Origin of the sequence: Goekera deserti, from assembly GCF_010685995.1 — a bacterium.
Taxonomy (GTDB): domain Bacteria; phylum Actinomycetota; class Actinomycetes; order Mycobacteriales; family Geodermatophilaceae; genus Goekera; species Goekera deserti.
Genome location: NZ_JAAGWK010000002.1, coordinates 167343 through 192155 on the forward strand (window position 1 = coordinate 167343; position 24813 = coordinate 192155).

The following is a 24813-nucleotide window of genomic DNA, read 5'->3' on the forward strand; positions in this document are numbered from 1 at the left end:
GCATGGATACAGCGCGTACGGTCGCCGCGTCAGCACTTCCCTGCTACGAGAGTCGGTCAGATGTTCGACAAGATCACCGGAGACGTCATGGGCCCCTTGGAGATCAAGGGCGGCCTGGAGATCAACGGCACACTGCACGGCGGCGCCGTCGTCACCGGCCAACTCGACATGATCGGCATCGTCGACGGCCCGCTCGAGGTGCGTCTGGACGGGCACGCCGACGTCGAGGCCATCGTGAAGGGCGACGTGCACATCCGCAGTGGCAGGCTCCGGATGCGCGGGATCATCGAGGGCCGCCTGGGCGCGAAGCCCGGCTCGGCCGATGTCCAGCTGGCCGTGGGGACCGTCATCAACGGACGTCGTCTGGAGGCGGACGGCACCTTCACCCCGATGCAGCCCGGCACGGAGTTCTCGTTCCCCGACGACGTCGCCATGATGGCCTTGCAGCCCGACGCCAGCTGGGCGCGCGTCGCCTGACACGACGCGCCGATCGTTCCCGCGCGCCTCACAGGTCTCAGGGCGGCGGCAGCATAATCTCTTGACGTCGCAGTACGGAGCGTGACGGGGTCCCCCCCGGCGCAACGGATGCGGGAGCCGTCGGGTCAGCACGCCTGACCCGCGGCCGAGCACCCGGGCCCCGGCTGTGGCGCCCCCTCCGATCGCTGGGGCCCGGGTACTCGTTGTCCCGTCGCGACCCTCGTGCCTCGATCGCCGCGCGGCAGCGGCTACGCTGAGTCGTCGCACGCTGCGGAGGACTCTTGGGCACGAACGTGCAGCACGACCGCTCCACCCCGGGGGACGTCGACTTCGCCCGGGTCTTCACGTCCCTGCCGACCGCCTACCTGGTGATGTCCCCGGACCTGGTGATCGTGGAGGCGAACCCCGCCTACCTCTCCCTGGTCGGACGCACCCGGCAGGACATCGTCGGCCGGTACGTCTTCGACGCGTTCCCACCGGCAGCGGAGTCGCTGGACGCCGACGGCGTGAACCCGGTGCTGGTGTCGTTCGAGCGCGCTCGCGACACCGGCGAGCCCGACCCGATGCCGCTGGTGCACTACCAGCTGCGCGACACCGCGACCGGCCGCCTGGTCCCGCGCGCCTGGTCGCTGATCAGCGTGCCCGTGCTGGACGACGAGGGCCGCACCGTCCTGGTGCTGCAGCGGACGGAGGACGTGTCGGAGTACGTGGCCGAGCGCCGGCGCCGCACCGACACCCGGGGCGATGACGAGTGGGCGCGCACCGACGTGCTGGAGGCCGACTCCTACGCCCGCAGCCGGGAGCTGCGCGCGCTGCTGGACTCCCAGCAGGAGGCCACCCGCCGGCTGGCCGCGATGGCGCAGGTCGTCCTGCAGCTGTCCGCCGCCGAGACGGTCAGCGACGTCACCGACGTGCTGGCCGGGGCGGGGCTGGCCGCCCTCGGCGCCGACGGCGGTGCGATCGCCCTGCGGGACGACGCCCAGGGCTCCGTCCAGCTGACCCTCACCCCGTCGCTGGGCGAGGGGGCCCAGCGGCAGTACGGCACGATCGGCCTGGACAGCCGGCTGCCCGGGGCCTGGACGGCGCGCACCGGGGAGACCGTGGTCTTCGAGAGCCAGGCCCAGGCGGAGGCGTGGACCCCGGAGATGCGGACCGTCGCCGAGCAGTCGGGGCAGCGGGCGTGGATCACCGTCCCGCTGACCCACCAGGGCCGGCTGCTGGGCTCGCTGCTGGCCGGGTGGGCTGCGGAGCGGACCTTCACCCGGGACGAGGTGGAACTGGTCCAGGCGTTCGCCGCACAGTGCGCCCAGGCGCTGGACCGGGTGCAGGCGCTGACGCGGGAACGGCAGGACGCCCGGAGCAGCCGGCTGCTGGCGGAGAACCTGCAGCGCAGCATGCTCACCGAGCCGTTCCAGCCCGACCACTGCCAGATCGCGGTGCGCTACCTGCCGGCGATGGTGTCCAGCCAGGTGGGCGGCGACTGGTACGACGCGTTCCTGCAGGCCGACGGCCAGCTGAACGTGGTCATCGGCGACGTGGTCGGGCACGACATCAGCGCGGTCGCGGTGATGGGCCAGCTGCGCAGCCTGCTGCGCGGCATCAGCGTGTCCGGTGACCCGGCGCCGGCCCAGGTGCTCGACCTGCTGGACACCGCCATCACCCAGCTCGGCCTGAGCACCTACGCCACCGTCGGGATGCTGCGGGTGGAGCAGACCGAGCAGGACCGGGACCGCGGCGTGACCCGGCTGCGGTGGGCCAGCGCCGGGCACCTGCCGCCGGTGGTCGTCGGCGCGGCGGGCCAGCTGATCGACGTCCCACCGCCGAGCGGGACGCTGATGCTCGGGGTGGACCACACGGCCGTCCGCGGCGAGAGCGTGCTGGAGGTGGAGCGGGACGCCACGGTGCTGCTGTACACCGACGGCCTGGTCGAGCGTCCGGGCAGCGACCTCGACGTCGGGGTGGCCGCGCTGCGCCGGCTGGTCCTGGAGCTCGCCGACCTGCCCCTGGACGCGCTGTGCGACCAGGTGCTCGACCGGCTCGTGGGCGACCGCCGGGACGACGACGTCGCCCTCGTCGCGGTCCGGATGCACCGGCAGGACCGGCCCCGTCCCGCCGAGGCCGGCCCCAACGTCGTGCCGGAGAACATCGACACGCCCGCGCGGGAACGCTGAGCCGGTGGGGCGCGCGTGCGCCTCGCGGGCCCAGCGCCTCAGTCGTCGGTCGGGTCGTCGGCACCCCGGCCGCCGGGCCCGCGCCCGGGCCGGGACTGGTCGCTGTCCACCCGCTCGGTCACCCGGGCCTCCAGGTCGGTGAGCCGTTCGTCGGCCTGCTCCTGGGTCAGGCTGCCGTCCTCGACCGCCTGGGCGATCCGCTCCTGCTCGGCGGTGACCAGCGCGTCGACCAGGTTCTCGACCGGCACGCCCTGCTGGCCGGCGACGTCGGCGAGGCTGGTGCCGTCGGTCTGCAGGGCGGTGCGCAGCTCGTCCTCGGTCATGCCCAGCGCGGTCGCGGCCGCCTCCAGCTGGAACGGGCCCCCGCCGGGCCCGCCGCGCTCGCCGACACCGGCCTCGCTCAGCGTGCTGGCCACCTCGTCGGCCTGCTCCTGGGTCAGCGACCCGTCGTCGACCAGGCCGGACAGGGCCTCGGTGATCCGCTGCACCGCGGTCTGACCGGTGCCGTCCGGCGCGGCCAGCGCGGGGACGGCGAGGGCGACGCCGCCCAGGGTGAGTGCGCCGGCGGTGGCGGCGACGACGAGTTTCTTCCGCATGGGGACCCCTCACTGCAGCCGGACCGTCCGGCCGCAGGGACGACGATCGGACGCGCCCCTGTGCCGGCCATGTGCACGGTCCAGCGCGTTGCTGAGCGTCCTTCGTGCGGGTCGCGCCGGGCCTCACGATGCCCGGTGGACCCCGCGCAGGGCATGTCCGATCAGCGCGGCAGCAGCTCGTCCAGTCCGAGCCGGACCCGCGCGACCTCGGCCTGGACCTCTCCGAGGGTCCCTCGGACGGCGGGCTCGTCGCCCGGGTGCACCGACTCCAGTCGCTTGCACAGCTCGGCCAGCCGCAGGGCACCGAGCGCCCCGCTGCTGCCCTTGAGCCGGTGCGCCACCCCGGCGAGGGTGGCCGTCTCCTCGTCCGGGGTGCCGGTCCCGTCGGCGGCATCGAGCAGCGCGGCGACGGAGCCGGCGAGGCTGTCGGCGTAGCCGCGGTACAGGTGGGTGAAGGCGTCGTCGCCGAGTTCGCGCAGCTCGGCGACGGTCTCCGGGTCGAACACCGCTCCCCCGGTCGGCGCCGCCCCGCGTGTGCTGGCCCGCGGGACGTGCAGGCGGGCCAGGTCGGCGAGGGTCTGGGTGAGCTGCTCGCGGGTCCAGGGCTTGGGCAGGAAGCCGTCCATGCCGGCTTCGCGGCAGGCCGTGCGGTCGTCGTCGAAGGCGCTGGCGGTCATGGCGATGATCGGCAGCCGGGCCGCGCCGGTGGCACGCTCGGCACTGCGGATGCGGCGGGTGGCCTCCAGCCCGTCCATGCCGGGCATCCGGCAGTCCATGAACACCGCGTCGTACCCACCGGCGGCGACGGCGGTGACCGCCGCCGCGCCGTCGTCGACGATGTCCACGCTCATCCCGTGCGCCTCCAGCGTGGCCCGGGCGACCAGCTGGTTGACGTCGTTGTCCTCGGCCAGCAGCAGCCGCAGCGCCATCGGGGTGGGCGCGCCGGTCACCGGTGCGGTCCCGGGCCGGGGCGCATCGATCGCGGTCAGTGGCACGGCGACCCGGAACGAGCTGCCCATGCCCGGCGTGCTCACCACCGAGATGTGGCCACCCATCTGCTCGACGAGCCCGCGCACGATGGACAGCCCGAGCCCGGTGCCGCCGAACCGGCGGGTGGTGGAGGCGTCGGCCTGGGCGTAGCGGGTGAACAGCTTCTCCCGCTGCTCGGTGGTCATGCCCATGCCGGTGTCGGTGACCGTCAGGTCGACCCGCATGCCGTTGCCGGCGACCAGGACCGTCACGCTGCCGTCGTCGGTGAACTTGACCGCGTTGGCGACCAGGTTGGTGACCACCTGGCGCAGCCGGGTCGGGTCGCCCATCCGGTGCCGCTCCAGCGACCGGGCCGGCGCGACCACCAGCGCCAGGCCCTTCTGCTCGGCGGTCTGGCGCAGCGGCAGCAGCGCGTCGTCCACGACGGCCAGCACGTCGAGCTCGACGCTCTCCAGCTCCACCGCGCCGGCCTCGATCTTGGAGGTGTCCAGCACGTCGTTGACGATGGCCAGCAGCGCCCGCCCGGAGCGCTCGGCGGCCAGCGCCCAGGACTGCTGCTGGGCGTCCAGGCCGGTGTCCAGCAGCAGCGCCATCAGCCCGAGCACGCCGTTGAGCGGGGTGCGGATCTCGTGGCTCATGGTGGCCAGGAACTGCGACTTGGCCTCCGCGGCCTCGGCGACGGCGGCCGCGGCGGCCTCCCTCTCCGCAGCAGCCTGGCGGTCGGCGGTGACGTCCAGGCTGATCCCGCAGGTGCCGTACAGCGCACCGTGGGCGTCGAAGAGCGGGAAGCGCACCGACTCGTAGGTGGTCACCGAGCCGTCGGCGCGGATGATGGTGTCCTCCTCGGCGACCATGCCGTCCCGGGCCCGCAGGTCCCGCTCCCGCCAGGCGGGGTCGACGGTGACGTGCAGGTCGTCGTCGGTGCGCCCGACGATCTGCGTCTCGCTGCGGCCGAAGGCGCGCTGCAGCAGCGCGTTGGCCAGCAGGTAGCGGCCGTCCATGTCCTTGACGTAGATCAGTGACCGGGTGTTGTCCATGACCGCGCGCAGCATCGCCTGCTGCGCGTCGCGCTCGGCCTCGGCACGCACCCGGTCGGTGATGTCCATGACCTGGTTGGCGAAGTGCAGCGGGGCGCCGTCGGCGTCGCGGATCAACACCGCCGACAACTCCACGTGGCCGACCGACCCGTCGGGACGCACGAACCGCTTGTCCTGACGGAACCCCGGCCGCTGACCGGCGAGGGTCTCCCGCACCAGGGCGATGGTCTCGGCCGGGTCGTCGTCGGGGTGGTCGAGCTCGGAGGCGCGCATGTCCAGCAGCTGCTCGGTGGTGCGGCCCACCATCGACGCATAGGTGGCATTGACCTTCAGGAAGCGGCCGTCCGGAGTGGTCCAGCTCATCCCGGCCAGCGCGTCGTCGAAGGCGGCCTGCAGTTGGGCCTGGCTGGCGGCCACCTCGCTGACCCGCGCCCCGTGCTCGCGGGCCGCTTCGGCTTGCGCTGCGGCCAGCGCCTCCCGGTGCTCCAGTTCGGCCGTCCGCTGCGCCTGCAGCAGCTCGGCGCGCCGGTCCAGCTCGGCCTGCGTGCGCAGCTGCTCGGTGACGTCGCGCAGCAGGCAGACGACCTGGTGCCCGCCCTCGTGCTCGACGGCGATGGCCGCCACCTCCACGGTGACGACGCTGCCGTCCCGGTGCCGCAACCGGGTGCGGATCGGCCCGGCGCTGGACCCGGGCGTGGTCAGCCGTTCGGCCAGCGCCGCGGACTCCTGCAACGCTGCCTGGTCGGCGCACAGGTCGGTGGCCCGGGTGCCGATCAGTGCACCGACCGGCCGGCCCAGCATCTGCCCGTAGGCGTCGTTGACGTAGGTCAGCCGGCCCTCGCGCAGGATGGACACGGCCTCGCCGAGGTCGCTGAGCGCGGTCAGCAGGCGTTGCTGCACGTCGGCCTGGGCCGCCAGCCGGGCCTGCAGCCGGCGGGCCTCGGTGACGTCCCGGGACACCGCGACCGCCGCGCCGGTGCCGGCGGTCGCGACCAGCGGCCGCGCGGTCACGTTGAGGACGACGTGGTGTGCGCGGCCGGGCCTGCGGATGACCAGGTCCACGGCCGGCGGGCTCTCGCCGGCCAGGGCACGCACCATCGGCATCTCCCCGGTCGGGAACGGCGTGGTGCCGTCGGACCGGAAGACGCCGTAGTCCTCCTGCCACTGTCCGGGGTCACCCGGCGCCTCGACCGAGCCCAGCAGGGCCTCGGCTGCCCGGTTCTGCAGCACGGTCTCCCCGGCAGCGTCGACGACGGAGACCCCGTCGCCGATGCTGTCCACGACGGCGTCCAGCAGCTCGGCCTGGCGGCGGGACGCGGCCTCGGCCGCCTGCAGCTCCAGCGTGGCCTCGTGCACCTGGCGCTGGGCCCGGCGGCGGCCGGAGACCAGGGTCCAGGCGAGCGCCGCCAGCAGCACACTGAGTGTCGTGCCGCCGTAGCGCAGTACCTGCGACAGCTTGCCGTAGCTCGCCGACAGCCCGTCCCCGGCGGTGGTGCTGGACACCGTCAACGTCCAGGTCTGCTGCGCGACCGGCACCTCCACCACCCGGACGTCGGTGGACGTCGACGCCGTGCCGTTGCCGACCGCCGTCGCCTCCACCGGCACACCGGTGGAGTCGGTGACGCTCAGCGAGACGTTGATCAGCCCCTGCGCGGCGTCGCTCAGCGTGCCCTGCGCCAGGTCGGCGGCGCGCATGCCCAGCAGCACCCAGCCGCGGAACTCCTGGGCCCGCGCGGTGGTCGCCGGCCCGTACACGGGGGTCACCATCACGAAGGACTGCTGCTGCTGCTCCAGCGGGAGCGCGCGGTCACGCAGGAAGACGTAGCCGTCGGAGACCACCGTGGTGCCGGTGTCCCGGGCCGTCCGCAGGGCCGCCGAGGGCTCGGGCACCCCGGACACGTCGCGTCCGCGGGTGGTGATCGCGCCCCCGTCGAGGGCCACGCTGAACAGGACGAACATGTGCTCCCCGGTGCCGTCGGGCACCAGTGGCGCCGAGCCGCGCGCCTGCCAGTACGCCGAGACGGCAGGCACCTCGTCCGGTCCCGCCGCGCCGATGAAGGCGACGCTCGAGGCGCCGGTCAGCCGGTTGCCGGACAGCGGGGCCGTCAGGGCGTCGAAGTCGGCTGCGTCGAAGTCCTGCTGCGCACCCACCGATGCGGCCAGCGCGCCCACCGCGTCCCGGTACCGGGCGACCTCGCCCTCCAGCGCCCATGCAGCGACCGCCGCCCGCCGGTCCAGGACCTCCTGCGCCTGCCGGTCACCGAGCCGGGTGGTGAAGACGGCGCCGAGGAACGAGGCCAGCGTGCCGCAGACGAGCAGCAGCACGGCCACCACGACGGCCTGCCGGTCGAGCCGGTGCCACGGGCGCGCGAGCAGAGTCACACCGGTACATCGGCACGCCGGTCGCCTTCTTGAGACGTCGATCGTGCTGCTCGTGCAGCCGGGGTCCACCGCCGTGGCTCAGGCCATCGCGGACGCGCTGGCCTGAGCCACGGCGCCACCCACGCGACGTCGACCCGGGCCGCTCGGCTCAGCAGGCCGCCACGACGAGCGCGATCGCACCGGCGGCCAGGAGGAGCACCAGGCCGAGGCCGACCCATCCCCCGATGGCAGCGAGCCCCAGCCCGGCTGCACCGAACACGACCAGTCCCGCGCCGAGCAGCGGCGCCGAGGGCCACCGATCACGCCCGTCGGCGAGGGCTGGGGGGCTGGCTCCAGGAGCTGCGTCGTCGTCCACGGGGCCAGTGTGACGACTGGTACCTGGACGGGTGCTGGCAGGGAACTGTGAGCGGTCCGGTCGTTTCGACCGGCTGCCGATGATCACGATGGCGTCCATCGGTGCAGCGGGGCGTCGTACGGGGGGTCATCTCGCTGCGCACCCATCCCGGAGGCCCACCATGTCCACCGCTCCCCCGACCGACGAGGAGCCCCCGCGCCGCGGTGGCTGGTTCGGCGCCCGACCGCTGGCGGTCAAGATCGGCGCGGCCCTGGCGTTGCTGGCCGTCGTGGCCATCGGCATCACCGTGGTCGCCGTCTCGCAGGTGAACACCCTGGCCCAGGCGGGGCAGACGCTGAACAGCGGCAGCATCGTGCCGCTGGACAAGCTCGGTGTCCTGCAGCGCACCTTCCAGGGCGACCGGGCCCGCTACATCCTCTACGCCCTCTCCGACGAGGCCACCCGGCAGAGCCTGCGCCCGGACCTGGCCGAGCGTCGGACGACGCTGGAGCAGCAGGAGCAGGACTACCTGGCCACGCTGGGCGACCCGGCCGACTTCGACCCGGTCGCGGAGAAGATCGACGCCTATTACACCCTGGTGGACACCCAGCTGGTGCCCGCCGCCGACACCGGTGACCGCGCCACCGCGCTCACCCTGGCCACCGGGCCGCTGGCCGAGGCCGGGCGCGGGCTGTCGGAGGCCTTCGGCGCCGAGCAGGCCCGCCAGGGCGCCGACGCGCAGCGCGACGCCGACGCCGCCCAGGAGGCCGCGGACTCCGCCGTCCTGCTGCTGTGGGAGGCGCTGGTGATCGGGGTCCTGCTCGCGGCGGGGTTGGCCACCGTGGTGGTCCGGCAGATCACCCGCACCGTGCGCACGGTGCAGACGTCCGTGGAGGCCCTCGCGGACGGCGACCTCACCGCCGCCCCCGAGGTGCGCAGCGGCGACGAGCTGGGCCGGATGGCCGACGGGCTCGGGGTCGCGATGAACAGCCTGCGCGCGGTGATGGCCGCGGTGGTGGCCTCCAGCGAGGCCGTGGCCGCCTCGGCCGAGGAGCTGTCGGCGTCCGCCGCCCAGATCAGCGCCTCCGCGGAGGAGACGGCCGCGCAGTCCGGTGTGGTGTCCTCAGCCGCCGGCGAGGTCTCCCGCAACGTGGGCACCGTCGCCGCGGGCGCGGAGCAGATGGGTGCCAGCATCCGGGAGATCAGCCAGAACGCCAACGACGCCGCCCGGGTGGCCGCCGGCGCCGTGGCCGAGGCCGCGACGACGAACCAGACGGTGCTGAAGCTCGGCGAGTCCTCCCGGGAGATCGGCAACGTCGTGAAGCTGATCACCAGCATCGCCGAGCAGACCAACCTGCTGGCGCTGAACGCCACCATCGAGGCCGCCCGTGCGGGCGAGGCCGGCAAGGGCTTCGCCGTGGTGGCCAACGAGGTGAAGGAGCTGGCGCAGGAGACGGCGCGGGCCACCGAGGAGATCTCCCGGCGGGTGACCACCATCCAGGGCGACACCACCGGTGCGGCGGAGGCGATCGGCCGGATCTCGGAGATCATCGGCTCGATCAACGACTACCAGCTGACCATCGCCAGCGCCGTGGAGGAGCAGACCGCCACCACCCAGGAGATGACCCGCTCGGTCGCCGAGGCGGCCGCGGGCACCGGGGAGATCGCCCAGAACATCACCGGCGTCAGCGCGGCCGCGGCCACGACCACCGAGTCGCTGTCCCAGACCCGGGTCGCGGTCGACGAGCTGTCCCGGATGGCCTCGGACCTGCGTGGCTCGGTCGCCCGGTTCACGTACTGACAGCACGGGCGGGCGCCGGGACCGACGATCGTCCGGGAACGTCGGCGCCCGCCCGCTCCGCGATGACCAGCTGATCAGCCGCTGGCCGAGGTGGGTCCACCGGCAGCTCGTCAGCCCGCCCTCGACCGGGCACGCAGCCACCCGGCGACAGCAGCTCGCGCCACACCGTGCTCGGGTGGGAGCACGGCTGCTCTCTGCACCGACGTGGTGGCGTCCATCGGACGAACACGGGCGCATGACGAACGCCCCGCTCGGTCGCCCGTTCCACGTACTGCCGGCGCCATGCGAACACCGCTGATACTCTCATAGATGAGAGTATCTTTGATGGCAGCATGGGGGTGGGCCTGGATGAGCGTCTTCATTGGCCGGGACGAGCAGCTCGCGTCGTTGGGGCGACACCTGGCCGCCGTCCGGGCGGAGGGGCCCCGGCCCGGCAGGGCGCTGCTGGTGCGTGGCCGGCGACGGGTGGGCAAGTCCCGGCTGGTGGAGGAGTTCATCGAGCGTTCGGGCGTCCCGCACGTGTACTTCACCGCCTCCCGTCAGCCATCCGCCGAGGAGCTGCGGCTGTTCGCGGCCGAGGTGGCCGCCTCCGACCTGCCGGGTGCGGCGACGTTCGCCGCGGTCACGCCCAGCACCTGGGAAGCGGCACTGACCCTGCTGGCCACCACCGTGCCCACCGATGCGCCCAGCATCATCGTCATCGACGAGCTCCCCTACCTGACCGGCGACGACGCAGCGTTCGAGGGGACCTTGCAGAAGGTGTTCGACCGGGTGCTGACCCGACTGCCGGTCCTGCTCATCGGGGTGGGCTCGGACCTGGCCATGATGGAGGCGCTCAACGCCTACGGCCGCCCGTTCCACCAGCGCGCCCAGGAGATGGTGGTCCCGCCGCTGAGTCCACTGGACGTGCAGAGGATGCTCGACCTGGAACCCGCTGACGCCTTCGACGCCCATCTGCTGACCGGGGGGCTGCCCCTGATCTGCCAGGAGTGGTCACCCGGCCTCTCGATGTGGGCCTACCTGGAGCAGGCGCTGGCGCAGTCCACCTCGGCCCTGCTGGTCAGCGCCGAACGCGCGCTGGCCGCCGAGTTCCCCACCGAAGCCCAGGCCCGCCGCGTCCTGTCGACGGTGGGAGCCGGGGAACGCACCTTCAGCACGATCGCTCGCAAGGCCGGCGGACTGCCGCAGGCATCACTGAGCCGCTCGCTGACCCAGCTGAGGGCCAAGCGGGTCGTCGCGGCAGACACGCCGTTGTCGACGAGGCCCTCGCGAGAGACCCGCTACCGGGTTGCTGACCCCTACCTGCGGTTCTGGCTCAGCTTTCTCGGCCCGCACCTGGCCGAGATCGAACGCGGGCGCGGCGACCGAGTGCTGGCACGAATCCGGTCGTCGTGGAGTTCCTGGCGGGGCCGGGCGGTCGAGCCGGTGGTCAGGGAGAGCCTGATGCGCCTGCCCGCCGACGCACGAGGCGGTGCGGACGGCATCGTCGGTGGGTACTGGACTCGTACCAACGACCCGGAGATCGATCTGGTGATCGCCGACCGCGAGCCGGTGGCCACGCGGATCGAGGCCGTCGGGTCGATCAAGTGGCTGGACGGCCAGCCGTTCGACAGCAATGACCTCGGCGCCCTGGTGACCCACCGCGGCCAGCTGCCCGGCGCCGCTGCCGACACCCCCCTGGTCGTCGTCTCCCGCACGGGCAGCTCCGTCAGCGGGCCGACCGTCATCGGCCCCGAGCAACTGCTGGCCGGGTGGCGCCGCCTCTGATGGCGGCGGCCACCACCACCGAGTCGCTGTCCCAGACCCGGTCGCCGTCGACGAGCTGTCCCGGATGGCCTCGGACCTGCGCGGCTGGGTCGCCCGGTTCCCCTACTGACGGCCGGGTACGGCAGCCATCCGCCGCTCCCCGGCGATCCGGCCGATCAGCCGGCGCGACGCCGGGAGACGACGAGCAGGCCGGCACCTCCGGCGAGCAGGCCGACGCCGAGCAGGGCGGGCACCACGGTCGAGGCACCGGTGTCCGCCAGCGCCGGACCGTCACCGGCCGCGGGCGCCTGCTCCGCCGACTCCATGACGACGTCCATCCGGAGGAACCGGCTGGTGCCGTCCGGTGCGATCCCGGACGCCACGAGCGAGTGCGTCCCGGCTTCCAGGGTCTTCGGCACCGTGACCGTCGTGGAGAAGTTGCCCTGCGCGTCGGTGACCACGTCGCCCAGCACGATCGGGGTGCTGTAGATGACGATGGTGGCGGTCGAGAACGGCAGGAAGCCGGTGCCGACGACGGTGAGCGCCTGGCCGGGGTCGATCTCGGTGATGACACCGCGGTCGGTCGTCAGGGTCAGCGGCGTCACCGGCGGCACCGGCGGCACGACGGGCTGCTGCGCTGCCGGCGGTGTCGACGGCGGCGCGACCGGGCTCGTGGGTGCAGCCGTCGTCGGTGCTGCGGTCGTCGGTGGGACGGTGGTCGGCGGGGCGCTCGGTGTCGGGGCGCTGGGTGTCGCGGTCGGGGTGCTGACCGGCCCCGGGTCCGAGGCCGGCGGCGGCGACGTCGGCGTGCTGGGGGGCCCGGCGACCGCGCAGTCGACGTAGTTCCCACGGATCACGCCGTCGCCGGAGAAGTCGAGGACCACGCTGTCGTAGTCGGTGGCGGCGGCGAAGCTGCTGCCACCACCGCCCGCGCCGCCCAGGCTCTCCCCGCTCGAGGCACCGCCGCCGCCACCGAAGTACCCGCCACCGCCACCGCCGGCACGGGGCCCCTCCCCGTCGCCGCCGAGTCCCAGCGTGCCATCGCCGCCCGGCACCCCTGCCGGGCCCGTACCCAGTAGCTCGTCCTCGAAGTCGTAGAGGGTCTGGGTGCCGTAGCCGCCGGCACCCCCGGCGACAGCGGTGCCACCCCGGCCGCCGCGGAATGTCTTGCTGCTGGTGGTGCTCGGCTGACCGGCGGCACCCGGCCGACCGGCGTCGCCACCCCGGGCCTGCTGGCTGCCCGCCCCGCCGCCGCCGCCACCGGCCACCACGAGGAACCCGTCGTCGCCCTGGACGTGCACGGTGGAGGCACCGCCGCCGCCGCCCCCGCCGACGCCGCCGTCCCCGCCGGACTGCGCCTCACCGGAGTGGCCGCCGGGACCGCGGGTCTCGTCGCTCTTGGGCTGGCGCCCCTGCTGGCCGGCGGTCAGGACCAGGACGCTGTCCGCTGTCACGGCCGTGCGCGCGGTCACCACCCCACCGAGACCGCCGGCGCCGTAGCTGTCGCCGTTGCCGTCACCGCCGGAGCCGCCGCGCACCACCCAGTCGACCCAGCACGCCCCGTCGGGCACGGTGGCCGTGCCCAGCTCGTAGGCGTCCTCGTGGTAGATGTCGTCGGTGATGTCGGCCAGGGCCGGGCCGGTCAGGGCGATCAGCCCCACGGCGGCGGCCATCGCGCCGACACCGGTCAGGGCGCCCGTCCGACGGGCCCACGAAGTGCTTCTCACGTCAACTCTCCCTCTGTCGCCCGGCGAACACGGGCGCGGACCCGACGCGGTCGCGCGGGGATGGAACTGCAGCTGGTCGGCGGCCGCGGCACGGCTGCTCACGACCGCGAAGGCGCGGTGCAGGCGGAGCTCAGCCGGCCCGGCGCCGGGCAGCCACGAGCAGGCCGCCACCGCCGGCGAGCAGCCCGACACCGATCAGCGCGGGGACGACCGTCGCGGCACCCGTGTAGGCCAGCGCCGGCCCGCCGCTCGGCGCAGGAGGCGACGCGTGCGCCGGCCCGTCCATGACGACGTCCATCCGCAGGAAGCGGCTCGTGCCGTCCGGCGCGGTGCCCGAGGCGACCAGCGAGTGGGCGCCGGCCTCCAGGGACGTCGGCACCGTGACCGTCGTCCGGAAGTTCCCGTCGGCGTCGGTGGTGACGGTGCCGAGCACCACGGGCGTGCTGTAGATGACGATCGTGGCGGCGGAGAAGGGCCGGAAGCCGGTGCCCATCACGGTCAGGGCCTGACCCGGGTCGATGTCGGTGATCACGCCCCGGTCGGTGGTCAGGGTGAGCGGCGTCGCCGGCGGGACGGGCGGGACCACCGGCGCCGGACCCTCCGGCCCGGCCGGCGGGCTCACCGGAGCCGTGGGGGCCGGAGCGGTCGTGGACGCGGTGGTGGACGTCGGGGTCGGAGCCGCCGTCGTGGTCGGGGCGCTGGTGGTGGTCGGCACTGCCGGGGGCACGGTGTCCGGCGCCGGGTCGACCGGGACCTGGGACGTCGGCGGGCCGGTCGGGGCGGACAGCGTGGGCGTCGAGCAGGGCAGCTCCGAGACCAGCACGCGCCCCGGCCGCTGGGCGTTCTCGCGGGGGAACATCGTCCGGTTGAACGGCTGGCTGATCCGGCTGTCGGTGACGAGGTGGTTCGAGCCCGCCCCACCACCGCCTCCATGGGTGGAACCACCCATCGCCCAGGCGCCGGAGCCGCCGCCGAACCAGCCGCCGCCACCGCCACCGGCCACGTCGGGGGCGTCGCCGCCGAGCGAGGCAGCACCCGGCTGGCCGTCCGTGGACGTCTCGAAGGTGGACACGCCGCCGGCGCCACCGGCGGCGGCCGTGCCACCACCGCCGCCACCTCCGGGCGTGTCGTCCTGGCCGCCGGCGCCGGTCGGACCGGCGTCACCGCCCTGGACCGCCTGGAAGCCCGCACCGGCCCCGCCGCCGCCACCGGCCACCGCGAGCACGGGCGCCTGGGCGGTGGAGCCCTCGCGCAGCACGCTCGCCCCACCGCCGCCGTACCCGAGGACCGAGCCACCGCCGGACGGCGACGCCCCGCTGTGCCCACCCGCCTGGAGAGCTCCCTGCCCCCCGGCCTGGACCAGGAACTCCTGGCCGGCGACGACGGTCATGCGGAACTCCAGGTAGCCACCGGCGCCGGCGAGGTGGCTCTTGCCGGGCACGGATCCGCCACCCCCGCCGATCAGGCTGACGGCGATGCTGCAGACCCCGGCCGGCACGGTGTAGACGGAGTCCCCGTCGGACGGCGACCACACCGTGACCCCCGGTCGGCTGGTGTCCACGGCCAGCGCGGGTGCGACCAGAGCACCCAGCACGGTCGACGCACCGACGGCCAGCGTGGCCAGTCCTGCGCCGACGCCGCGCCCCCTGCGGCGTCCATCGCGTCGTCCATCGCGTCGTCCTCGCACTGCCTGCCCCCGAGCGTTCCGCGCCGGACCACACCGGCCCGGTTCCGGTACAGAGGGTGACCGGAGCGGCCTGCCGGCCAGGTGCGGCACGGCGGGCAGCCCTTCACCAAGCTGCGCGCGGATGCTGTGGAGCGCACGCGTCCAGAGCGCGCCCGTCCTGCCGGTCGACCACTCCCGCCCCAGCAGCACCAGAGGGTGATCGCGGCTTGCATGCAGCAGGGCCCGCCGACGTCGGGTGACGTCGGCGGGCCCTGTACGTGCGCCTCCCGAGCCCGGTCGGGCGACCGGCTCAGTTCTGGACGGCCCGGCGCCGGGCGGCGACCAGCAGGCCCGCGCCGGCGGCCAGCAGACCCAGCCCGGCCAGCACCGGGAGCGCGATCGACGCGCCGGTCTCGGCCAGCTGCGGCCCGCCGTCGGTCACCGCGGCGGGCGCCGGCGCGTCCATGACGACGTCCATCCGCAGGTACCGGCTGCTGCCGTCCGGAGCAGTGCCGGAGGCGACCAGCGAGTGGGCACCGGCCTCCAGCGACGCGGGCACCGTGACCGTCGTCCGGAAGTCGCCCGCGGCGTCGGTCATCACCTCGCCGAGCACGATCGGCGTCGAGTAGATGACGATCGTCGCCAGCGAGAACGGCCGGAAGCCGGTACCGACCACGGTCAGCGCCTGCCCCGGGTCGATCGTGCTGATCGCACCGCGGTCGGTGGTCAGCGTCAGCGGTGTGGACGGTGGGGTTGGCGGTACCACCGGCCGCTGCGGTCCGGTGGGCGCGGCCGTCTCGGGAACCGGCGGTGCCGAGACCGGCGGGACCACCGTGGGCGTGGGAGTCGACGGGACGTCCAGCGGCGGCAGCTGAACGGTCGGCGGCGTGTCGGTCGGCGGGGTGCTGGTCGGCGGGGTGCTGGTCGGGGTACCGCCGGTCGACGGGTTCGACGGGGCGCTGCCGGGCGGGCTCGCTGACCAGGTCCACTCCACCGCTCCCATGTCCCGGCGAGCCAGGACACCGTCCCTGGATGCCAGGACGCGAAACGCGGTGCGCTGGTCAGCCTCGTTCGGCGGACCGGCCGAGTCCAGGGGCTCCGGGGTGCCCGCATCGATGACCGGGCTGCCCGCCGCGGGCAGCATCGTCTGCATGCGCCCGCCGTTGTCCGCGAGCGGGGCGAGCTGGGGGTCGGTGTCCACGAGGACGCCGAGCCCGTCGAAGCTGTCGACCGTCGCGCCGATCAGCGAGTACGCGACGTCGGCGTCCGTCCCGATGGTCTCCAGGTCGTTCCCGCCGGCGGTGCCGTGGACGATGGTGTCGGTCACGGTCACTGGTTGCGGCCCGATGACCACGCCGACCTCACCGGTGTTGTCGGCGATCGTGACGTGCCGGAGCGACGACGGGGCGGCCACCTGTCCCCCGCCGCCGAGGTCGACCACCGCGCCGTGCGGCTGACTGCTCGAACCGGACGTCTTCTCGCTGATCGTGCTGGTGTCCACCCGGACCTCGGCGCCCGTCTCGGCCGACAGTGCCGCGCCGGTGATCGCTGCGGTGTTGCGGCTCAGCGTGGCCTGGACGACGTCCGTCCTGGTCGCCGACAGGGCGACACCCCCGCCCCGCTGTGCGGTGTTGCCGTCGACGGTGCCCGAGACGCGCGAGTTGTCCGTGTCGGCGATGAACACGCCCCCGCCGGCCTGGCTGGCCTCGTTGTCCCGCACCACGGACTCGAGGACGGAGGTGCCAAGGGTCCCTCGGGAGGCGATGCCACCGCCGTTGACCCCCGTGTTGTCGACGACCTCCAGGTCGGCGAGGAGCGCCTTGCCGGTGGACACCATCAGCCCGCCGCCGTCACCGGTGGCCTCGTTCTCGACGATCGAGACGCCCCGCATCTCGACCTCACCGCTCTGGACGTACAACCCGCCCCCGTGCGCCTCGGGGTCCTCCCCACCGGCTGTGTTCCGCGCTATGCGGGAGCTCTTGACGTACAGGTCTGCGTCCACGGTCGCGACCCCACCACCGGCACCCGCGGCGCGGTTGTCCGAGATGACCGATCGCGCGATCGTGAGCCTGCCCCCTCGGACCATCAGCGCGCCACCGACGTCACCGCTGGTGTTGTCGACGAGGCGGACGTCGTCGAGCGCGACGGCGGAGTTGACGGCGTAGATCGCCCCTCCCGGTTGGGGACCGCCCGCTCCGGAGATGGTGAGGCCGCTGATGGCGGTGGTCTCGACGGCACCGGCGTTGATGACGAGGATCCGTCTGGTCCCGTCCCCTCGCACCGTGAGGTTCAGGGCTCGCGCACCGTCGATGTGAACCGGCTGGGACACCAGCATGGGCGTCAGCACGTCGATCACGCTGTCCGGCGGCAGCTCGAAGATGAGGACGTCGGGCCCGGGCGCCGAGTTGGCGGCCAGGATCGCAGCCCGCAGCGACCCGGCGCCACTGTCCGCCGTGGTGGTGACGACGAACGTCTCCTCGGCCTCGGCCGGGCCGGCGGTCAGGAGACCACCGACGGCGGCCCCACCGATGGCCGCCACGCCGATCAGTGCGCGCGACGGCCGCCCGACCCACGGACGACGCCCGACAGGGCTCCGTCCTGCTGCTCGCTGTCCCCGGGCGATGAACACCGTTCCTCCTCGCGTCAGCCTTCGACGAAGGCGGTCCACCTGAGGATCGAGCAGCCGACCAGACGGCGATGTGCGTGACACCCGGAACCCCGCGCTCGCGCACACCAAGAGATCCGCCGGACGCAGCAACAACTCACAATGGTCGGCCCCGGGTTCGGTGGAGTTGGGTAGCTGGAATTCTGGCCATGTGTCCTCTGAGGAGGGTTCGTGGGCAGGCGTGGCTATCCGCCGGAGTTCCGGCGCAAGGTGCTTGATCTGGTCGAGGCCGGGCGGGCGGTCGTCGACGTGGCGCGGGACCTGCAGATCAGTCCAGAGTCGATCTACACCTGGCGTCGCCAGGACCGGATCGACAAGGGCCTGGTCGCGGGGCTCAGCAGCGTGGAGAAGGCGGAGCTGACCGCAGCGAAGCGGAAGATCGCCGAGCTGGAGGCCGAGCTGGCCATTCATCGGCGGGCCAGCGAGCTGCTGGGGAAGGTGGTGCCCCCAAAGGCGGTTCGCGGCCATCTCGGTGATGGCCGGTGAGGGTCTGCCGGTGCAGGTCGCGACCCGGGTGCTGGGTGTGTCGGAGTCGGGCTACTACGCATCGCTTGCCCGTTCCCCTTCGGCGCGGTCAGTCCGGCACGCGTGGCTGACCGACCAGATCCGCGAGGTACATGTGGCCTCGCATGGGATCTATGGCGGTCGACGCGTGCACGCCGAGCTGACGCTGGGCCGCGGCGTAGCGGTCTCCCGCGGCACCATCGAGCTCTTGATGAGCCGGGCCGGTATCCGCGGCGTGGCAGGCCGGCCACGCTGGCGACGTCCCCGCACGGACCTGGTCGCCAGAGATCTGGTCGACCGCGACTTCGCCCGCTCGGGACCCAACCAGCTGTGGGTCACCGACATCACCGAGCACCCCACCAGAGAGGGCAAGGTGTACTGCGCGGTGGTGCTGGACGTCTACTCCCGTCGGGTCGTCGGCTGGTCGATCGACGCCTCCCCGACCGCGGCGCTGGTGACCAACGCCCTGGGCATGGCCATCGACTCCCGCACCCCACCGGCCGGCGCGGTGATCCACTCCGACCGAGGCGTCCAATTCGGGTCCTGGGCCTTCACCGGCCGGGCCAAGGCCTCGGGGTTGGTGCCCTCGATGGGCAGCATCGCCGACTGCTTCGACAACGCCATGATCGAGTCGTTCTGGTCGCGGATGCAGGTCGAGCTGCTGGACCGCAGACGGTGGAAGACCCGCATCGAGTTGGCCAACGCGATGTTCGAGTACCTCGAGGTCTGGCACAACCGACGCCGCCGGCACAGCGCCCTGGGCTGGCTCACGCCGATAGAGTTCGAAGCTCAAAGGAAGATCGTCGTGGCCTGACTTCCAGCTACCCGACTCCGCGGAACCCGGGACACCCCAGCGCCTCCATCAATCCCGGGGCGGTTCAGTACGACTCCACTGGCACCAGACCCGACGGCCGTCAGCGAGCCGACGGATGACAGCTGGGCCAACAGCACCGGACCGACAGGTCGTAGGTCCGGTTGGTCGACAGGATCTCCACCACCAGCGCCGGGGTGCCGGCGAAGCGCCCCCGTCCAAGCCATCGACTACATCACGCGCCCAACGCTGGAGCAGAACCTCGGGCCGTCGTGGAACGCGACGATCGACTCGCGTCCTTCGACCTCGTCGTGTCATGTCTGACCAAGGGGCGCTGATCATCACCGGCCTCCGAGGACATGGCGGACGCCCCTGCGGTGCCCAGCAGGCAGTGCAGCTGGACGTCGGCGACCCGGCGGTCGAGCGCCGGTCTGTCTGGCTCCCCGTAGAGGCCCGACCGGCGTGAGGGGCTCACCGAGGGTCGCCTCCTGGGCTGGGACCGACCTGTCAGCCTCATGGGGCCTTCTCGCCACCACCGCTTCGCGCGGGACCGTGCCGGCCAGCGAACGACCTGCCGCTCGGCCAGGGTTCGCCTCGATGCCTGCGGACGCCGCTCGACGGAGCAGGCCGCGGCGCTAGAAGTGTGTCGTGGAGCCCGGCGTGCACACGACGAGACCCCCGCCCGAGCCGGTGGGCTCGGACGGGGGTCTCGTTCAGTGCAGTGGTGCGGTGCCGCAGTCCTCGCGGACTACTTCGGTCTGTTCAGGCGGGTCAGCGACGGACGCCCAGGCCGTCACCGGTCACGATCAGAGTCGTGTTGTTCAGCTTGGTGTTGGTGGTCACCGGGGCGCCAGACTTGGTGAAGACGGGAGTCGGGGTACCGACGGCCACCGTCGCGGCGGCGTCACTGGTCACGTACAGGACGCCAGTCGTGGCGTGGTACACCGGAACGCCGCCGGCAAGCTTGTTCTCGGTGTAGTACTCGTTGACGGCGATGGTGATCGAGGCCCCCGCCTTCGTCTTGGCCACCACCGGCGCAGCGGTGAGGTTCTGCGTCGGGGTGGGCGTCACAACCAGGGGCGCACCCGCCGCGTCGTAGTAGTAGTTACCAGCCGCGAGGGCAGGCAGGTCGCTGGCGGAGTCCTGAGTGGCAACGCCGTTCTTCAGCGTGACCTGGTACAAGCTCTTGCCGAACTCGTCGACCGCCTCGCTGGGCAGCGAAGCGACGAACACGGTGTCGCCAGCGTCGCCGTAGGCGAAGGAGCGAGTGGTGGTCGGGTTGCCCTTCTTGGCGCGAGCCGCCTCCAGCTCCGACGACTGGTAGTAGGTGAAGCCACGACGGATGGCGATCTGGTCGGCACCGTCACCCGACTGCGGCAGCATGGCCGAGGCGGTGGCGGTGGCGGCCGTGGCCGGGGTGGCCCAGTCACCGACGAGGACGTTCTTCTCGTCGCTCGGGTCGCCGAAGTAGAAGGTGTAGTCGGCAACACCAGTGGTGATGGAGTTCTTCACGAAGAACTGGTTGCCGCGCTGCACCATGATGGTGTCACCCTTGCCACCCTGTCCCGGGGGCACGTCGGCGATGGTGGCGACCTGGGCGAGGTCAGTGAAGTCGCCATCCTTGTTGTTGTCGACACCGGTGCCGGGCTGACGGTCGCCGGCCTCGGTGAAGTCACCGTTCTTGTTGGCGTCGTACCCGGGGTCGCCGGAGACCAGGGCCGGCGGGGTGGCGTTGTTGTAAACGGGCGGCGCGTTCAGCACGTCTGCGGCGAAGGCCGGCTTGGCAGCGTCGGTGAAGTCGCCGTCGAGCGGCACCGAGTTGTCCACACCAGAGGACGCCACCGGGTTCGAGACGCCGTCCCAGTTACCGACCAGCACCGTGTCATTCGCGTCGCCGTAGAAGAACTCGCTGTCGGCCTTGCCGGACTTGGTGTTGTCGTTCTTGACGAAGTACTGGTTGCCACGCTTGACGGCGATGCTGTCCTTGCCGTCGCCGTTCCAGTCGCCGATCAGGACGCGGTCGTTGGCGTCGCCGTAGACGAACACGTTCTGGGTGGAGTAGACATCGAACTCCTTCGGCACGTAGAACACGTTGCCGCGGCGAACCATGGGCAGGTCACTGCCATTGCCGTACCAGTCGCCGTAGAAGACCTCGTCGCCAGCGTCGCCGAAGGCGATAGTCGCCTGCGCCTGGCCAGACGCGTTGACCGCGCCGCTCAGGAAGTACAGGTTGCCCTTGCCCCCGACCGGGTTGCCCTGCGCCATGGCGGGCCCCATCGCGGAGGCGGCCAGGCCGACGGTGAGACCAGCGGTCAGGATGCCGACCGAGATTGAACGCTTGCTCATGATGTGGAACCCCCATCGATCGCGCCCCGTGTTGGGCGGCTGACAGAAAGTTATCAGGGATGAGCCGTCGCACAAGGAACGTCGAGGGCGTCATTGGTGCGTGTCGTGCCTTGTTGACGGCAGCACTTGACTGTTTGTCGACTTCGCCCGGCCCAGAAGCGGAGTGTCTCCACAAACTGGACACGGATGAGCAGTCACATGATGCCCACAACAGGGGCGACACGCCCTGGCAGGGCTGCCGAGCAGCGGACTGACGGTTCCGCGACCGGCGACACGAAGAAAATCAGCGTGTCCTCCCACGAGTCACAGCCGACCCGGCCATCTCTGTGGTTGCCGACACGTCGACTCCGGACCGCCCCACTTGGCTCCGCAACAGACCCGAGGAGGCCGCACGCGAGCCCCCTTAAGCTCTCGATCGAGCGTCGCCGACGCACAGGGGGGCACGTTCATGGCGCAGGCAGTGCCCGCCGTGCTCCGACAACTCGGCCCGGTAGCCGTCGGCCTCGGCGTGCTGGGCCTGGCGTCGTTCGCGTTCCTCTCCGTTGCCGGCCGCACCCTCGGCCCGGCCGAGCTGGCTCCGCTGGCCACGCTGTGGGTGCTCATCAACGCACTCGGCCCGGCCCTCTTCCAGCCGCTGGAGCAGGAGGTGGGCCGCGCGGTCGCCCACCGGGCCGCCCGGGGCGAGGGCGCCCGACCGCTCTTCCTGCGCGCGTGCCTGGTCGGCGGCGGCGTCATCGCGCTCGCCGGCGTGCTGCTGCTGCTGGGCAGGCACCCGGTGGCCGACGGGCTGTTCGCCGGTCAGCAGGTGATGGTGCTCGCCCTGTTCGTCGGCCTCGTCGGCCTGAGCGCCGAGCACCTCAGCCGGGGCGCGTTCGCCGGCAGTGGCGCCTTCCCCCGCTATGGGGCCCAGCTGGGCATCGACGGCGTGCTGCGGATCGGCAGCGCCGCCGCGCTCACCGCTGCCGGTGTCGCGACCGCCGGCTGGTACGGCCTCGGGCTCGCCCTGGCGCCCGTCGTGGCGGTGCTCTGCACCATCGGCAGACTCGGTCCGGCGCTCACGCCCGGCCCGCACGCCACCTGGAGCGACCTCGGGCACGCCGTCGGCTGGCTCACCGTGGGCGCGCTCGCCAGCCAGTTCGTCGTCAACGCCGCGCCGGTCGCGGTCAACCTCCTCGCCGCGGCCGACGAGCAGGCTCGCGCCGGCACCTTCATCAGCGTGCTGGTGCTCGCTCGGGTGCCGATCTTCGTCTTCGCCGCCATCCAGGCGTCCTTCCTGCCCGGCATGGCCGCACTGGCCGCCGCCGGCGACCGGGCCGGCTTCCGGCGCCGCCTCGTGCTCGTCACCGGCGTCGTCAGCGCACTGGGCGTGGCCGGGCTGCTCCTCATGCTGGCCGCCGGGCCCGAGCTGGTGCAACTGGTGTACGGCCCGAGATTCGTCACGAGCCGAAACGACCTCTGGCCACTGGCCGCGGCGAGCGGGCTGTTCATGGTCGCCGCCACGATCGGCCAGGCGCTCATCTCGGTGCGCTCCTACCGTGCTTCCGTCCTGGGTTGGGTGGCCGGCGCGGTCGCCTTCCTGCTCGTCGTCCTCGTGCCGCTCCGGCTGGAGCTGCGCGTCGGCTACGCGTTCCTGGCCGGCACCGCCGTCGCCGCCGTCGTCCTGGCCCTCGCCATGCGCCGGCAGCTGCAGCGCCCGCACCTCACCGCACCCACCGCACGGGCTGGTACGTGACCTCGGTTCCGCCGAGCGCGGCGTCCTGATCGAGGCCGGTTGCCTGGCCGAGCTGCGGGGAGCAGCTCACCGCCGCGCCGTCGCCGAGCGCCCCCTGCAGAGACACCCGTGGAGCCAGGGCGGTGGACCTTCATGCCCGAGTGGCACGTTCGTGACCGAGGTCCGTGTCGAAGACCTCGCGGGCGATCGTGCTGGAGTCGTCCTCGTCGAGCCACCGGACGTCGTACAGCAGGTCCTTGCCCACGGCGACCTGGCCCGCATCCCACAGGTCCAGCATCTCCTCGAGCATCGCGCCCGTGAACCAGCCGAGATGGAACGAGGGCTCGACAGCGGTGGCGGAGACCCACACGTCCGCCGTCGTGCGCGGCTTCCCCCACCGGCGCCACCGGAGACGACCACCGACCTGCGCCCAGAACACCAAGGGCAGGACCAGGGCGTGCCCTTCGTCCGTCCCGTCATGGCTTCGCAACGCGCCTGCTCGGAAAGCGTACCGATCCAGCCGATGCGGAGGACTGGGCTGGTCGGGCGTCCACGGCACCTGGCGAACCGTACCCATCCGTCGTCGATGGTGTGGACGAGTTGGTACGCCGGGCCTGCCGCAAGGCGCCGGCAGGCACCTGCTGAGTCAGCCCGCCCTGATCGGGCAGCTGCCGATCCGTGACACGGCGCTGACAGGATCGTGCCGACCGGTCATGCCCCCGTGCCCGGCATCCCATCCGTGGAGGAGCCCCGTGGACGTCGGCGCCATCGTGCTCGCCTACGGCGACCAGCCGTACCTGGTCGAGGTCGTCGACCGGATCCTGGCCTCCACCGGGGTCGACGTCGAGGTGGTGGTGGTCGACAACGGCTGCACCAGCCCCTCGCTGGACCCGCTGCGCCACCGGCCCGGCGTGCTGCTGCTCTCCCCCGGCACCAACACCGGCTTCACCGGCGGCTGCAACCTCGGCGCCGCGGCCACCTCCGCACCCGTGCTGGCGTTCGTCAACTCCGACGCCCTGGTCGAGCCCGACGCACTGGCCGCCCTGGCCGAGGTGGCGCGCCGGCCCTCCGTGGGCCTGGCGTCGGCGTCCCTGCGGCTTGCGTCGGACCCGACGCTGCTCAACACCAGCGGCAACCCGGTGCACGTGCTCGGCCTCTCCTGGGCCGGGCACCTGGGCGAACCGGCGGCCGACCACGCCGTCGAGGGCCCGATCACCAGCGCCACCGGCGCCGCCGTCGCGGCCCGCCGCGAGGTCTGGGACGCCCTCGGCGGCTTCACGACCGAGTTCTTCGCCTACTGCGAGGACGCCGACCTGTCGCTGCGCTGCTGGCAGCAGGGCTGGGACGTCGTCTACGTGCCCACCGCCGTCGTCGCGCACCACTACGAGTTCGGCCGCAACACCGCGAAGTTCTACCTGCTGGAGCGCAACCGGCTGGCCATGGTGCTCTCGCTGTGGTCCCGCCGCACCCTGCTGCTGCTCGCCCCCGTGCTGGTCGCCTTCGAGCTGGCCATGCTCGCCGTCGCAGCCGCCGGCGGGTGGCTGCCGGCCAAGCTGCGCGGCTACCGCTGGCTGCTGGGCCACCGCCGCTGGCTACGTGACCACCGACGCGACGTGCAGTCCGTGCGGCGGCGCAGCGACCGCGAGCTGGCCCACCTGCTCACCGCCCGCTTCGACCAGAGCGTGCTGCCGCTGCCGGTCGGCGGTGGGCTGCTCAACGCCGCGATGGCCGGCTACTGGTCCGTCGTCCGCCGCCTGCTCTGAGCCCAGAGCTGCCGTCGTCCGGCCTCGGACGCTCGTTCCCGGCGGCCCTCTCCGCGGACGTGGCCGCTGGGAGCATCGGGCGCTGC

The 24813-nt window shown here is 73.0% G+C and carries 14 protein-coding genes and 1 pseudogene; 7 read left to right on the forward strand and 8 right to left on the reverse strand.

Annotation, left to right across the window (positions count from 1 at the left end):
- The first annotated feature begins 60 nt into the window (after positions 1-60).
- On the forward strand, positions 61-477 hold the full coding sequence (locus tag G1H19_RS00975; protein ID WP_152731276.1) for a hypothetical protein: 417 nt from the start codon (positions 61-63) through the stop codon (positions 475-477).
- Between the two features lie 281 nt (positions 478-758).
- A complete protein-coding gene (locus G1H19_RS00980; protein WP_152731275.1) occupies positions 759-2648 on the forward strand; it encodes a SpoIIE family protein phosphatase in 1890 nt (629 codons plus the stop codon).
- 38 nt (positions 2649-2686) lie between these two features.
- Here the strand turns inward: G1H19_RS00980 and G1H19_RS00985 are convergent, their stop codons facing one another.
- The 3 genes from G1H19_RS00985 to G1H19_RS00995 form a co-directional block, all read right to left on the reverse strand.
- Positions 2687-3244 carry a hypothetical protein gene (locus G1H19_RS00985; RefSeq protein ID WP_152731274.1) on the reverse strand — a complete coding sequence of 186 codons (558 nt, stop codon included), beginning with the start codon at positions 3242-3244 and terminating at the stop codon, positions 2687-2689.
- A 161-nt stretch (positions 3245-3405) separates the two neighbouring features.
- A complete protein-coding gene (locus G1H19_RS00990) occupies positions 3406-7653 on the reverse strand; it encodes a PAS domain S-box protein (RefSeq protein WP_152731273.1) in 4248 nt (1415 codons plus the stop codon).
- Positions 7654-7801: 148 nt separating this feature from the next.
- Positions 7802-8008: a hypothetical protein gene (locus G1H19_RS00995; protein WP_152731272.1), complete on the reverse strand. Its 207-nt coding sequence runs from the start codon at positions 8006-8008 to the stop codon at positions 7802-7804.
- A 160-nt stretch (positions 8009-8168) separates the two neighbouring features.
- Here G1H19_RS00995 and G1H19_RS01000 point away from each other — a divergent pair, with 160 nt between their 5' ends.
- On the forward strand, positions 8169-9788 hold the full coding sequence (locus G1H19_RS01000; protein WP_152731271.1) for a methyl-accepting chemotaxis protein: 1620 nt from the start codon (positions 8169-8171) through the stop codon (positions 9786-9788).
- Positions 9789-10136: 348 nt separating this feature from the next.
- A complete protein-coding gene (locus G1H19_RS01005; protein WP_152731270.1) occupies positions 10137-11555 on the forward strand; it encodes an ATP-binding protein in 1419 nt (472 codons plus the stop codon).
- Positions 11556-11710: 155 nt separating this feature from the next.
- On the opposite strand, the gene G1H19_RS01010 is transcribed toward G1H19_RS01005, so the two are convergent.
- The 3 genes from G1H19_RS01010 to G1H19_RS01020 form a co-directional block, all read right to left on the reverse strand.
- Positions 11711-13261, reverse strand: coding sequence for a glycine-rich protein (locus tag G1H19_RS01010; protein ID WP_152731269.1), 1551 nt, complete (start codon positions 13259-13261; stop codon positions 11711-11713).
- Positions 13262-13391: 130 nt separating this feature from the next.
- Complete coding sequence (locus G1H19_RS01015; protein ID WP_152731268.1) at positions 13392-14855, reverse strand: glycine-rich protein; 1464 nt, start codon at positions 14853-14855, stop codon at positions 13392-13394.
- 382 nt (positions 14856-15237) lie between these two features.
- Positions 15238-17466, reverse strand: coding sequence for a choice-of-anchor Q domain-containing protein (locus tag G1H19_RS01020; RefSeq protein ID WP_152731267.1), 2229 nt, complete (start codon positions 17464-17466; stop codon positions 15238-15240).
- A gap of 297 nt (positions 17467-17763) precedes the next feature.
- Between G1H19_RS01020 and G1H19_RS01025 the strand changes: the two are divergent.
- Positions 17764-18910: pseudogene (locus G1H19_RS01025) on the forward strand (IS3 family transposase).
- A gap of 768 nt (positions 18911-19678) precedes the next feature.
- On the opposite strand, the gene G1H19_RS01030 reads toward G1H19_RS01025, so the two are convergent.
- Positions 19679-21253 carry a hypothetical protein gene (locus tag G1H19_RS01030; protein ID WP_152731266.1) on the reverse strand — a complete coding sequence of 525 codons (1575 nt, stop codon included), beginning with the start codon at positions 21251-21253 and terminating at the stop codon, positions 19679-19681.
- Between the two features lie 469 nt (positions 21254-21722).
- Here G1H19_RS01030 and G1H19_RS01035 point away from each other — a divergent pair, with 469 nt between their 5' ends.
- Entirely contained in the window at positions 21723-22985 is a 1263-nt protein-coding gene (locus G1H19_RS01035; protein WP_152731265.1) for a lipopolysaccharide biosynthesis protein, read from the forward strand.
- 130 nt (positions 22986-23115) lie between these two features.
- On the opposite strand, the gene G1H19_RS01040 is transcribed toward G1H19_RS01035, so the two are convergent.
- The gene (locus G1H19_RS01040; protein ID WP_152731264.1) at positions 23116-23334 is read right to left on the reverse strand and encodes a hypothetical protein; all 219 of its coding nucleotides are present in this window, start codon (positions 23332-23334) and stop codon (positions 23116-23118) included.
- 382 nt (positions 23335-23716) lie between these two features.
- On the opposite strand from G1H19_RS01040, the gene G1H19_RS01045 reads away from it, so the two are divergent.
- Entirely contained in the window at positions 23717-24727 is a 1011-nt protein-coding gene (locus G1H19_RS01045) for a glycosyltransferase (RefSeq protein WP_202925958.1), read from the forward strand.
- Positions 24728-24813: the final 86 nt, after the last annotated feature.

What these genes read in the sequence shown, in the direction of transcription:
- G1H19_RS01000 (WP_152731271.1), top strand. Translation starts at nt 8,169, where the DNA reads ATGTCCACCGCTCCCCCGACCGACGAGGAGCCCCCGCGCCGCGGTGGC.
- G1H19_RS01005 (WP_152731270.1), top strand. Translation starts at nt 10,137, where the DNA reads ATGAGCGTCTTCATTGGCCGGGACGAGCAGCTCGCGTCGTTGGGGCGA.
- G1H19_RS01030 (WP_152731266.1), bottom strand. Translation starts at nt 21,253, where the DNA reads ATGAGCAAGCGTTCAATCTCGGTCGGCATCCTGACCGCTGGTCTCACC.
- G1H19_RS00975 (WP_152731276.1), top strand. Translation starts at nt 61, where the DNA reads ATGTTCGACAAGATCACCGGAGACGTCATGGGCCCCTTGGAGATCAAG.
- G1H19_RS00985 (WP_152731274.1), bottom strand. Translation starts at nt 3,244, where the DNA reads ATGCGGAAGAAACTCGTCGTCGCCGCCACCGCCGGCGCACTCACCCTG.